Source organism: Phytoactinopolyspora alkaliphila, from assembly GCF_010550695.1.
GTDB lineage: Bacteria > Actinomycetota > Actinomycetes > Jiangellales > Jiangellaceae > Phytoactinopolyspora > Phytoactinopolyspora alkaliphila.
Map to the genome: position 1 here is coordinate 49,557 of NZ_JAAGOB010000001.1, position 12,079 is coordinate 61,635.

Annotated in this window: 9 protein-coding genes and 1 pseudogene; 6 read left to right on the forward strand and 4 right to left on the reverse strand. The window is 68.9% G+C overall.

Features of this window, described 5'->3' with window-relative positions:
- Positions 1–36 precede the first annotated feature (36 nt).
- Complete coding sequence (locus G1H11_RS00220; RefSeq protein WP_163814968.1) at positions 37–2,568, forward strand: eCIS core domain-containing protein; 2,532 nt, start codon at positions 37–39, stop codon at positions 2,566–2,568.
- Positions 2,569–2,589: 21 nt separating this feature from the next.
- Here the strand turns inward: G1H11_RS00220 and G1H11_RS00225 are convergent, their stop codons facing one another.
- Complete coding sequence (locus G1H11_RS00225; protein WP_163814970.1) at positions 2,590–3,450, reverse strand: hypothetical protein; 861 nt, start codon at positions 3,448–3,450, stop codon at positions 2,590–2,592.
- Positions 3,451–3,770: 320 nt separating this feature from the next.
- Here G1H11_RS00225 and G1H11_RS00230 point away from each other — a divergent pair, with 320 nt between their 5' ends.
- Complete coding sequence (locus G1H11_RS00230; RefSeq protein WP_163814972.1) at positions 3,771–5,381, forward strand: PucR family transcriptional regulator; 1,611 nt, start codon at positions 3,771–3,773, stop codon at positions 5,379–5,381.
- Here the strand turns inward: G1H11_RS00230 and G1H11_RS00235 are convergent.
- Positions 5,287–6,441, reverse strand: a complete 1,155-nt coding sequence (locus G1H11_RS00235) for an S-methyl thiohydantoin desulfurase domain-containing protein (protein WP_163814974.1) — start codon at positions 6,439–6,441, stop codon at positions 5,287–5,289. The genes G1H11_RS00230 and G1H11_RS00235 overlap by 95 nt on opposite strands.
- A gap of 288 nt (positions 6,442–6,729) precedes the next feature.
- On the opposite strand from G1H11_RS00235, the gene G1H11_RS00240 reads away from it, so the two are divergent.
- The 3 genes from G1H11_RS00240 to G1H11_RS25400 are packed head-to-tail and all read left to right on the forward strand — an operon-like array spanning position 6,730 to position 10,132.
- Complete coding sequence (locus tag G1H11_RS00240) at positions 6,730–9,234, forward strand: FtsK/SpoIIIE family DNA translocase (RefSeq protein WP_163814976.1); 2,505 nt, start codon at positions 6,730–6,732, stop codon at positions 9,232–9,234.
- Complete coding sequence (locus G1H11_RS00245) at positions 9,231–9,920, forward strand: alpha/beta hydrolase (RefSeq protein WP_216843289.1); 690 nt, start codon at positions 9,231–9,233, stop codon at positions 9,918–9,920. The genes G1H11_RS00240 and G1H11_RS00245 overlap by 4 nt, the downstream gene beginning before the upstream one ends.
- Before the next feature lie 50 nt (positions 9,921–9,970).
- Positions 9,971–10,132: a hypothetical protein gene (locus G1H11_RS25400; protein ID WP_246210734.1), complete on the forward strand. Its 162-nt coding sequence runs from the start codon at positions 9,971–9,973 to the stop codon at positions 10,130–10,132.
- Between the two features lie 31 nt (positions 10,133–10,163).
- On the opposite strand, the pseudogene G1H11_RS27355 reads toward G1H11_RS25400, so the two are convergent.
- A pseudogene (locus G1H11_RS27355) lies at positions 10,164–10,298 on the reverse strand (VOC family protein); the annotation flags it as partial.
- A gap of 95 nt (positions 10,299–10,393) precedes the next feature.
- Here G1H11_RS27355 and rimO point away from each other — a divergent pair.
- Positions 10,394–11,854 carry a 30S ribosomal protein S12 methylthiotransferase RimO gene (rimO, locus tag G1H11_RS00255; RefSeq protein WP_163814980.1) on the forward strand — a complete coding sequence of 487 codons (1,461 nt, stop codon included), beginning with the start codon at positions 10,394–10,396 and terminating at the stop codon, positions 11,852–11,854.
- Here the strand turns inward: rimO and G1H11_RS00260 are convergent.
- The gene (locus G1H11_RS00260) at positions 11,838–12,032 is read right to left on the reverse strand and encodes a hypothetical protein (RefSeq protein WP_163814983.1); all 195 of its coding nucleotides are present in this window, start codon (positions 12,030–12,032) and stop codon (positions 11,838–11,840) included. The genes rimO and G1H11_RS00260 overlap by 17 nt on opposite strands.
- Positions 12,033–12,079: the final 47 nt, after the last annotated feature.

A 12,079-nucleotide genomic window follows, 5' to 3' on the forward strand; every position in this document is an offset into this window, starting at 1 on the left:
CCGCATGTACGTGGCGCCGGAACGTCAGGGGAAGACATGGCCGATGCCCACGAACGTCTGAAGAGGCCCGCGCCCAGGGCCGGAAGCCACGAGCCGGCCACGGCCGCGGCGGCGGCGGGGCCGGCCCCCACACAGTTCGCAACGGTCCCCGGCCTGGTATTCGGTGCGGAGCAGATGCAACGCCGAGCGTCTCGGTCCGACCCGCTGGGTGGCAAGGCGGTCGATCCGGGCACGGTCGAAGTCCTGCGGCGTCGGCGGTCCAGGGGCAGCCGGCTGCCTTCCGACGTGTCGGGCTCCATGGGGGCCGCGTTCGGCGCCGACTTCCGCGATGTCCGCGTTCACGCCGACGACGAGGCCGGGCGTTTGGCGCGTGCCATGCACTCGGTGGCCTTCACCGTCGGCTCCGACATCTACTTCAGCCGCGGCGGTTACGCACCGTCCACTCCCGGTGGGCGCCGCCTCCTGGCTCATGAGCTGGCCCACACACTGCAGACCGGCCCGTCGGCCACGGGCGCCGGGCTCATCGTCGGCCGGGCTGACGACCCCGCGGAGCGCGACGCGGATCGGATGGCTGACCAGGCACTGTCTACGCTGAACAGGACGACGTCGCGGCGCGACACGGCAGCGCCGCCGCCGGCCGCGAACGGGCCGGTGGCCGACGCCACGGTCCGGCGGTTCGTCTCCGCCGACTGGTTCATGAAACAGACTTATGAGGGACCCCTAACCGGGCGCAGCTCGGCACAGCGAGCGATCTCGGGATTGCTGGCGCAGTACACCGAGCTGTGTTCGCCCGCCGATGCGGCGGCCGACGCGGCCCCGGTGACGAAGAAGTCGAAGAAGAAGGAAGCGCGACTGAGAAGGGCCGGCACCGGCGAGGTGCCCGACCAGCGCGTCGACCGCGCTCTCGCCTTGCTGGACGAGATGAAGGAACTGGCACTGCTCTGGACCGAGAGCCATACTCAGCGCGACGACGGCCTGCTGGCCGCGCGGACGAAGAAGGCTCCGGCGGCGAAAGGCGCGGCGCCGCCTCCCAGCCAGTTCGAGTTCGACCCCTCCCGACGCAAGCGCGGGATCGGAATGGCGGTGTTCCTTCAGGAGCTGGAGCGCGAGCGGGCTGGCCTACTGAGGCGGAAGAGCGCCGCCGGCGGTAGCGATGTCCCGCAGGAGGCGGTGCCCGGGCAATCCGCCGTCATGCAGAAGCTGCGCAAGCACTACGAGGGCAGCTTCGACTCGATCTTCACCAGGCTCGCCACCCCGCTCGACGCGATACTGCCGCGGGCCGGGGACAGCGCGTCGTTCAGCGTCGATTTCAAGGTGCCGATTCCCGACACACCGGTCATGGTCGGCGGCTTCTTGCGCTTCTACGGTGAGCGGAGCGACTCGGATTCGGTCATGGCTCAGCTGGAGATCGCGCCACAGGTGGCGGTCGGGCTGCCGATCGCCGAGGTCAAGGCGGCGATCGGTCTCTACGTCAAACTGTCGGGCAAGTCGGCCGCGGACGCGATGACGATGCTCTCCTACGCGCTGTATCGGCAGATGCGCCAGAGCCAGTTGCCGAGAGAGATCGCCACCTCGTTGTGGGGCGGTGGCGGGACATCGCGGTATCACCGGCTCAAGGCCGATTCCTGGTCCCGCGGAGTCGAGAAGAAGATGTGGGGGAGCGCGGATCCGAACGACGACGCCGCGAACTTCGTCGAGCTCGGATCACTGGCGGAGGTGGGCGCCAGCGTCGGCTACGGCTCGGCGGCGGAGCTGTCTGCGAGCGCGAAGATGTGGAGTGGCGTGCGCTATGACCGCACGTCGATGGACAACCGCAAGGGTGGCGCGGGACAGCAGAACCGTCATTCCGACGGCTTCTTCTCCAAGAACGTGGCCGAACGGGTGGGCCGGGGAGCCGAGAAGCGCCTGTCCCGCAAGACGTACACCTTGACCCTGTACGAGAGCCTCACGGTGGGCCCCTTCACCGGGCAGCTCATGGGCGTCTTCTCGATGCGGCAACAAGGCCTGCACAAGAAGCAGCGCAAAGGCATCTCGAACTTCCAGAACTGGGAGTTCGAAGAGGTGAGCCTGTGGGCGGCGCTCGGCGCCACGCTACCGGGCGGCGGTGCGGCCCTGGCCGCTGGCCAGGGGGCCGTGATGCTGGTCGACACGTTCCGGGCGGCGAGCGACAACCTCGCACGCAAGGCGGAGAAGACCGAACTGCAGAAGGGGGCCAAGCTCGACGACGCCGGCCGGGTCGGTGCAGAGCTCGGAGCCATGCCGAACGTGAAGCAGACCGCGATCGACGGGCTGGCCTCGGTCGGCGGCCTGCTGGCCGCCAGCACGCAGAGCCTCGGCTTCCGGCTGGACCTGAACGCGGGGATGAGCAAGAAGCTGGGTTCGGAGCGCGGCCTGAACTCGTCGGTCGTCCTGGACGTGAAGCTCGTGACGGCACTGCCGATACCCGAGCTCGGCTACCTCGAGATCGCGGGTGAACGGGCCCGCCGGATCCTCGGGCTCGCGTGGGAGAGCGGCCACAGCGAGTGGAAACGGGGATTCAGCGTGGCGTATCCGTCGGCTCCCAAGTAGCCACGCGAGGGGGGAGAGACGTCAGGAGACCAAGGCCTCGTCGTCGTGGCGACGAACGCGGGGGACCCCGACCGTCGCCATCTGGGTGACCACCTCGCCCATCGTCATCGTCGGCTCGCTGGCCGTTTCGCCGGCGCTCGTGGCGGGGGTCAGTAGAGCGTCGACCATCGCCAGACACGTCTGGGCGAACAGCTCGGCCGCGCGGGAAGGCTCGTGCCCGAAGCGGGCCGGATCGGTGCGGTAGCGGAGGGCCAGGCCGAACGAGAGCGCGTTGACCGACTCCGCGATATCTATGGTCGTCAGACCGGGCAGCGGTGAACGCCCGGCCGTCTCGAAGTGCACGTTCGCCAGTTCGGCCCACCGCAGCGTCTCCTCGGTACGAGCCTGCCTGATGATCGGTCCCAGAGCCGGGTCCGACGCTGCGAGCGACACCAACATGGCCCACAGGGGAAAGACCTCATTCGTCAGCAACCGTTCCAGGGCCCGTCGGCTGAGGTCGTAGGAGTTGTCGGTGGTGATCGGCTCCGGCGTCTCCGCGGCGCCTGCGACCGCGTGCATCTGGCGATGGGTGGACGTGCGCATCCGCGCCACCACCCAAGCCGTCAGATCGCGATGATAGTCGGCCATGCGAACCCAGCGGTCCTCGACGATCGCCTTGCTCCTGCGCAACCCGGTGCGGTGGTTGTACGCCCGGACGAGCTCGTCGCGAGTCGGCCACCGCAGTTGGGGGACGCGTTGAGTCAAATCCGTGGTCACGTCACTCGTCGGAGCGAGCATGAGGCCGACGCCCAGATTGAGCAACATGTGCGTTTCCTGGTCATCGCGCTGTGTATGGGGGCGGCGAAGATGCTGAAGGACCGAGCCCACCCTGGCGTCCGACATCGCGGTCTCCTGTCTCGATGCGATGCCCCCCGGCATCTCCGATGATGGACGGCCGACGACGCGTTGACCATGGGCATGAAGCCCGGTACGTCAGGGTCCAGATGTGTATCTTGCACTTTCGGGCGATTGTCCGCGGACGAAAAGCGGCTTATGCCGAATTTGCGACGCCAGGTGTGATGACGGTCTCGTCCGGTATTGCGGATGGCATTTCTCACCCAAGCCGGATTCTTTCTATGCCGACCGGTGGAAGGGAGAATTGCCGGCGCCGGAACTGGCAGAATTTCTGCGGCTCCGGCCGACATCGCGAGAGGATTACCCGCATGCCGACTGCTGAATCTGCCACGTCCGTGGCGGAGATCCTCATCTTCGATCTGCTCGGCGAGTATGAGGTGATCGGCGGAAGGGACGGACTCACGCGCGAAGTCGGGTCGGTGACTGTCTGCGCGAGAGCGCGTGACCTGGAGGCGTTACCGGCCCGATCTCTGGCGATTTTCGAACGCGCTCATCTCTCCGTGGACGACGTCTCGGTCGATCTGGCGCTCCGGGTGGCGTCGGACCGGCAGTTGGCGGGGATCGTCGTGGAGCGATGCTCCGGCCGCGTGCCAGAAGCCACCCTGCGCCTTGCTGATCGCTTCGCGGTGCCCCTCATCCTGGTCGACGGTCTCGATGCCACGTCTGCTGTCGCCGCCGTCGACCGGCATCTGCGCGGACCGCGGCTCGCAGGACTGCAGATGGTCGACGTGGTGCTCGCCCGGTTGCGGCGCGCGCCGCACACGACGAAGGGATTGATCGGGGCGGTCCGCGCCGCGGTCAGGCTGCCGGCGGCGATCACGGATGCCCAGGGACAGGTCGTCGACGGTGACCGCGACGTGGCCGACGAGCGGATGCGCTCGAAGCTGGCCGACCGGCTGGGAAAGCCCGGTCCGCCGGCGGTGACCACGCTGTTCCAGAACGGCTGCACTCTCGTCTGCCATCCGGCGACGGTCAGCCAGGACGTGCCGGGCAACCTGTGGCTGATCGTGCGGCTCCCCATTCCGGGCCGGAGCATGATCGAAGGGGTCAGCCGGGTGCTGACGATCGCCGCGATGGCCTTCACCAGTTGGATCTCGACGAGCTCGCTGTACTCGGAGCGAGACTCCCGGTACCGCGGACTGGTCCTCGGCGAGATGCTCGAGCAGGGTGACGAGTTGGCCCCGGGCACGATACAGCGGGCCACGGCGCTCGGCTGGCGGTTGTTCGGCTGGCACATAGCCGTCCACGTTGACGTTGACGTCGGCGACGGCCGTTCGCCGGACGGGCGGATGCTGTCTGCGTTCCCGCTCCTGCACGGTGTCCTCGCGAAGAGCGGCATGCCGCCCGGCGCGATCCAGTGGACCGGCGGCTGGGTGTCCTGGCTGACCTTCGACGCCGAGCCGGATGACGCAGAGCTGCCACGCCTCGTCCGCCGGCTGGGACACGCCATGCGCACGGTGGGGGGCGAGCGTCCAGGTGTGACTCTCGCGAGCGGAGTGGGTCGTCCACACTTCGGGCCGGCCGGTCTCGCCGACTCGCTGCGCGAGGCGCGGCACGCGAGCCTGCTGGCCCGTGCCCGGGGAGAGCTCGGCAGCGTCGAGAGTTTCGGATCGATGAGCGTCGACCGGCTGTTGTCCGGATGGCAGCGGTCGGAGCCACTGCTGCTCGCCACCTCCTCGGTGCTCGCGCCGTTGCGCGAGGCGGATCCGAACGGAGACCTGGTCCGCACGTTGAAGGTCTACCTGGATCACGAGTCCTCGACCACGGCCACCGCGAACGTGCTGCGGCTGCACCGCAACACCGTGCTCCAGCGCATCGATCGGATCAAGGCTCTCCTCCCTCTGGATCTTGCCCAGCCGAACGACCGGCTCGTGGCGCACCTGGCCTCGCGGGTGGCGTTCGAGGGAGATCAGCCGTAGGCGTCCGGGCGACATACGGAAGATCGAAGCCGTAGGCGCGCGGTCCGGCCAGTGCCAGGCCGTCGGGGTCGCGCCAGCGTTCGTGGGCCGGAACGACGAGGACCTCCACTTGCCGCCCGTGGCCTATGGCGTCGACCCTGAGCGGGACGCCGGCGGACGCGTCGATCAGCGCGATCAGGTCCGGCGCGGAGGCGACGGGGACGCCGTCGCGGGTGGCGAGCAGATACTGGTCCTGGAAGTCGATTCGCATCAGATGGCCGTCGTCGCTCGCCTCCTCGACCGTCACGGCGCCCCGCATCCGGCCGTCGGTGCTCGTACGGGTGACGTCCACGACCTGACCGCTGAAGAGGACGTCGGCCGTGCTGAAGCGGAGGAGATCGTCGCTCACGCCGCCCCCCGAAGGGCCGCTCAGGGCGCGCCGTCCCAGCTCGCGACAGTAGCTGAGAGAGCCGAGCGCCGCGTAGGCGGTGCACGCCGCAGCGGTCATCGGATACGCCGCGATCACGGCGGTGTGGCCGAGAGCGGAGACGGCCGTCCGGGCGAGCCGCTCGGTCTCGCCGTCGGTTCGGGCCGCCACGACGACGCCGCTTCCGGTGACGTCGACCACGGCGAGCGGCGATGCCTGAGCGCCGGCGAGGGAAAAGAGCGTCATGTCCAGCCGGGGCAGGGTGCGGCCCATGCCGTCCGCATCGACGCACGGCAGCCCGAGCTCGCCCGCTGTAGCCGGTGCGAATAGGGCGTTCATCCCGCCGACGCTGATCGGCAACACCGCGACGGCCTGGCCGCCGACGTGCCGCTCGACCATGCGCAGTGCTTGCCGGGCTGCGTCGGTCCCCGGTGGTGAGTCCGCCAGCGCGGCCGGCGTGCCGCCGAGCACCACCCCGACGACCAGGGAATGAGCCGGAATCGCCGACGCGGTGACGACCGGGACGGGCCCTCCCGCCTCGATGGCACGATGTAGCAGGGGGGCGACCACGTGCGGATCGCCGCCGCCGCCCGATCCGAGCAACGCCGCGCCCGCGGCCAGGTCATTGACGTCGTCGGCTCCGATACGGTCCACGCCTGTCCTTCCGTCGTCACGAAAACACGAACGCCGGCTCCTCACCCGGCATGGTGCCACGCGACCTTCCAAACGTCCGAAAAGGACGTCGCCGCCCGCGCGCACCTCCGCCCCCGGCCTCAGCCCCAAATGATCATGTAGACCATGTTTGTACGTGCTTCACCATGCCTGCAGACGTGGTGAAGCACGAGAAAACATGGTTTACATGATCATTTGGGGAAGGGGAGCGCGGCGCGCCGGGACGGGTGTGACTGAAGATACGTGTGTGCCGGATGTAACCTGGTTCTCATGGCGACCCGCACGACTACTGCACCTGCTGCATCCGCGCGGTCGCGTAGCACGTCGGGCGCCAAGAAGCGCCCGGCGGCTCGCGGCTCCACACGCCGTCAGCCTGCCCGGCGTCCACCGGCCCGGCGGCCTGGCCGGCCGGGCCCCGGCTTGCGCCTGGTTCGAGCACTCGGCCGGGGTATCGCCGCGATCTGGATGGGCATCGCGCATCTGATCGGCGGGACCTCACGGCGAATCGGCTCGACGGCGAAGGAGATTCCGACCGAGCAGCGGCGCGATGGCGCCGGCTTGGCGCTCATCGGCGTGGCCGTGGTGATCGCCGCTGTGATGTGGTGGTCGATCGAAGGCGCCATCGGCGACGTCGTGCGCAATGTCGTCGCCGGGGCCGTGGGAACCGCCGCGTATGTGGTCCCTGTACTCCTGGTGATGAGCGCCTGGCAGGTGATGCGCCGCCCAGGCGAAGAGGGCCCGGCCGGGCACCGCGTCTTCGGCTGGACCAGTCTTTCCCTCGGCGCGCTCGGCCTGGCGCATATCGCCGGGGGCATGCCCCGTCCCGTGGACGGCGCCGAGGCGTTGCAGCGCTCCGGCGGCGCCATCGGCTACATCGCCTCCACCGTGCTGGCGGACCTGCTGACCGTCTGGGTCGCCGTGCCGCTCCTGGCCCTGCTCACGGTCTTCGGCATCGTGGTGGTCACCGGGGTGCCGTTGTACGAGGTGCCCGAGCATGCGGCCGTGCTGTGGGACCGGGTCGCTGTGGTGCTGGGATTCCGCCGTCTGGATCCCGACGACGAGTCCCGCCCGGTCAGCCCTCGCCGGCGCAAGCAGGCGGGCCTCGATCCCACGGACGACGAGCCGTACGACTCCCCGGTGCTGCGGGAGAAACCCCCCGCCAAGTCCAAGAAGAAGCCGAAGGACGACGACGCCCCCACGGTCGTGACGCCCCCACCGCCTCCACCGTCCGAGACGGCGGAACAGGTCGAGGAGGCACCGCCGCACTCGCCGGTCCCGCAGCGGGTGGAACAGCTCGCGTTGTCGGGCGACATCACCTACACGCTGCCCTCCAGCGACGTGTTGCGCCAGGGCAGCCCGCACAAGGCGCGCTCGGCCGCGTCGGACAGTGTGGTCGAGGCGCTCATGGGCGTGTTCGAGCAGTTCAACATCGATGCCGAGGTGACCGGGTACAGCCGCGGCCCCACCGTCACGCGCTACGAGGTGGAGCTCGGCTCGGCGGTCAAGGTGGAGAAGGTCACCGCGCTGAGCAAGAACATCTCCTACGCGGTGGCCAGCGCCGACGTCCGCATCCTCTCGCCGATCCCGGGCAAGTCCGCTATCGGCATCGAGATTCCCAACGCGGACAAGGAGATCGTCAGCCTGGGTGACGTTCTGCGCTCCTCGGTGGCGCGCAAGGACCACCATCCGATGGTGGCGGGCCTGGGCAAGGACGTCGAGGGTGGTTTTGTGGTGGCCAACCTGGCGAAGATGCCGCACCTGCTGGTGGCCGGGGCCACGGGTTCCGGTAAGTCCAGCTTCATCAACTCCATGATCACTTCGGTGCTGATGCGGGCCACGCCGGACGAGGTCCGGATGATCATGGTGGACCCGAAGCGTGTGGAACTGTCCGCCTACGAGGGTGTGCCGCACCTGATCACGCCCATCATCACGAACCCGAAGAAGGCCGCCGAGGCGCTGCAGTGGGTCGTGCGCGAGATGGACATGCGGTATGACGATCTCGCCGAGTTCGGCTTCCGGCACGTCGACGACTTCAACAAGGCCGTGCGGGCCGGTCAGGTCAAGGTTCCGGAAGGCAGCGAACGGGTTCTGTCACCGTATCCGTACCTGCTGGTGATCGTCGACGAGCTGGCCGACCTGATGATGGTGGCCCCGCGGGACGTGGAAGACTCCGTCGTCCGCATCACCCAGCTGGCCCGCGCGGCCGGCATCCACCTGGTGCTGGCCACCCAGCGTCCGTCGGTCGATGTGGTGACCGGGCTGATCAAGGCCAACGTGCCGTCCCGGCTGGCGTTCGCCACCTCGTCGCTGGCAGACTCCAGGGTCATCCTCGATCAGCCGGGCGCGGAGAAGCTGGTGGGCCAGGGCGACGGGCTGTTCCTTCCGATGGGCGCGAGCAAGCCGTTCCGGGTCCAGGGCGCGTGGGTCACCGAGAGCGAGGTCGCGTCGGTGGTCGGTCACTGTAAAGAGCAGCTGGAGCCCACCTACCGCGAGGACGTAGCGGCACCGGCGTCGGCGAAGCGGGAGATCGACGAAGACATCGGCGACGACCTCGACCTGCTGTGCCAGGCAGCCGAGCTGGTGGTCAACACCCAGTTCGGGTCGACGTCGATGCTCCAGCGCAAGCTGCGGGTCGGGTTCGCCAAGGCGGGCCGGTTGATGGATCTGATGGAGAGCCGGGGAATCGTCGGACCGTCAGAAGGGTCCAAGGCTCGCGATGTGCTGCTCAAGCCGGACGACCTCGAAGACATGCTCGCGACGCTTCGCGGCGAGTGAACGCCTCCACGGCGCCGTTGGTCGCCGTCACGTCGCCTTCGGGTGACGTGCGCGCGGTGGCGCTGGTTCTGCACGGTGGCCGCTCCGAGAGCCGGGAACCGGTCAGCGCCCGCCAACTGTCGGTGCTGCGGATGCTGCCGTTCGCCCGATCCTTGGCGGTGGCGGGCGGCTCCAGCGGCCTGGCCGTGTGGCGGGTCCGGTACCGCCTGCGGGGCTGGAACGGCACTGAGGCATCTCCGGTGCGGGACGTCGCCGAGGTGCTGGAACTGGCCGCACATCGCCATCCCGGTGTCCCAGTGGCGCTCGTCGGCTACTCGATGGGCGGCCGCGTAGCACTGACTCTCGCGTCAAGACCGGGGGTGCGCACAGTGGTGGCGCTCGCACCGTGGGTGACCGAATCGGCACGGCCGGAGGAGCTCGAAGGGCGGCACGCTCTGTTCATGCACGGCGCCAGGGATCGCACAACCGACGCTCACCTCACCGCGGCGTTCGCCATGCGAGTGGCGCCCTTGAGCGCCTCCTGCGGCATGGTAGGCGTGCGCGGGGACGGGCATGCGATGGTGCGACGCCCACGCGTCTGGCATCGGCTGACCACAGGGTTCGTGCTCAGCAGTGTGGGCTTCCGGCAGGCGTCGGCCGAACTCACATCAGTGCTCGAACGCAACGGAGCGAAGGTGGAGCTCTAAATCCGTCACAGCTGGGCTGCGATGAGGACGTTGCCGTAGAGGTCCCGGAAATGCAGCGACCGTCCGCGCTCGTCATCCTGTTCGGCCCAGATATCGATGCCGTGTTCGGCCAACCGGGTACGCACGGCGTCGAGGTCGTCGGTGTAGAGGACGAGGAACGGCTGCTCGCCTGCCTGCTTGCCGATCAGCGGATCCCCCGGGCGCGGGCATGAACCACAGACCTGTGCCGGCCTGGCCGTCGACGCCCACGTGCAAGTACCGGTAGCCGTCGGCCGAGGAGTCGTGCAGGACGGCGAAACCGAGCACGTCGCGGTAGAAGTCGAGCGCCTCGACCTGATCCTCGACGAGTAAGACTGTGCGACCGAGCGCGGAGAACATGGTGGCCGAACCTCCAAGGAGCACCGGATGTGAGCAGGGCACAGGGTATCCGGCGAGCTGCTGTGCGCCCCGATGGCGGTACCCTGGGGACCCTGATGAGTGAACATTCCGTCGCCATAGTGACTTTGGGCTGCACCCGCAACGACGTCGACTCCGAAGAGCTGGCCGGCCGCCTCGACGCCGGCGGGTTCACTCTGGTCGACGACCCGGCCGAGGCTGAAACCGTCCTGGTGAACACGTGCGGGTTCGTGGAGCAGGCGAAGAAGGATTCGGTCGATTCCCTGCTGGCCGCGGCCGACCTGAAGGAGACCGGGGAGACGAAGGCCGTGGTCGCCGTCGGGTGCATGGCGGAGCGCTACGGCAAGGATCTGGCGGATGAGCTTCCCGAGGCCGACGCGGTTCTCGGCTTCGACGACTACACAGACATCGGTGCCCGGCTGCGCGGCATACTCGCCGGCACCCAGCATGTTCCGCACGCACCGCGAGACCGGCGCAAGCTGCTTCCGGTGTCGCCCGTGGACAGGCAGGCCGCCGCGGGAGCCGTGCCCGGTCACGCCAGCGCTTTGGCGGCACCGGATCTGCCGGGCGACGTGGCTCCGGCCTCCGGCCCGCGTGCCATCCGGCGGCGGTTGGACGGCGGTCCGATGGCGCCGCTGAAGCTCGCCAGCGGTTGCGACCGGGTGTGCACGTTCTGCGCCATCCCGATGTTCCGCGGCTCATTCCTGTCCCGGCGCCCCACCGAGGTCCTCGACGAGGCACGCTGGCTCGCGGACCAGGGCGCGAAGGAGCTGTTCCTGGTCAGCGAGAACTCCACGTCGTACGGCAAGGACCTGGGCGACATCCGGCTGCTGGAGACGTTGCTCCCGGACCTCGCCTCGGTTCCCGGGATCGACAGGGTGCGGGTGTCCTATCTGCAGCCCGCCGAGATGCGCCCGTCCCTGGTGGAGGCGATGACGTCGACACCGGGGGTCGTTCCCTACTTCGACCTGTCCTTCCAGCATGCCAGCGCGACGGTGTTGAGGCGGATGCGCCGGTTCGGTTCCACCGAGCCGTTCCTCGAACTCATCGGCACCGTGCGTGAACGCTCGCCGGAGGCCGGGATCAGGTCCAATGTCATCGTCGGCTTTCCCGGCGAGACCGAGGACGACGTCGCCGAGCTCGAGGACTTCCTCACCCGTGCAGGGCTCGACGTCGTCGGCGTGTTCGGCTACTCCGACGAAGACGGAACCGAAGCCGTGGGATATGACGGCAAGGTGGATCCCGACGAGGTGGCGGACCGGGTCGAACGGATAAGCGCACTGGTGAACGACCTGGTCGAACAGCGAGCCGAGGACCGGATCGGTGACCGCGTCAGCGTCCTGGTCGAAGCCGTGCACGACGACGCCGTGGAAGGCCGTGCGGAGCACCAGGGCCCCGATGTGGACGGCACCACCACCGTCGCCGGGATCCGGGCACAGGTAGGCGACATCGTCTCGGCTGTCGTCACCGGCAACGACGGCGCCGACCTGATCGCTGACGTGCATCCGGCAGGCGGGAGCGCTACCAGTACTCGGTAGGCAGCTTGCCCTCGATGTCGCGCACGTGCCGGCGCGCACACGACGGGCAGAGCAGGACACGCCGTCCCGTGTCGCGCTCCATCACCCACGCCAGGGCGTCGAGGGGGGAGTCGTCAGCGCGGCGTCGCCCGCATCGGTGGCAGGAGGCGACGTCGTCGCCGGCATCGGAACTGCTCACCGGCCCACCGTACTGCCGCGTCGGCGCAGATTCGATCGGGGCCGCTC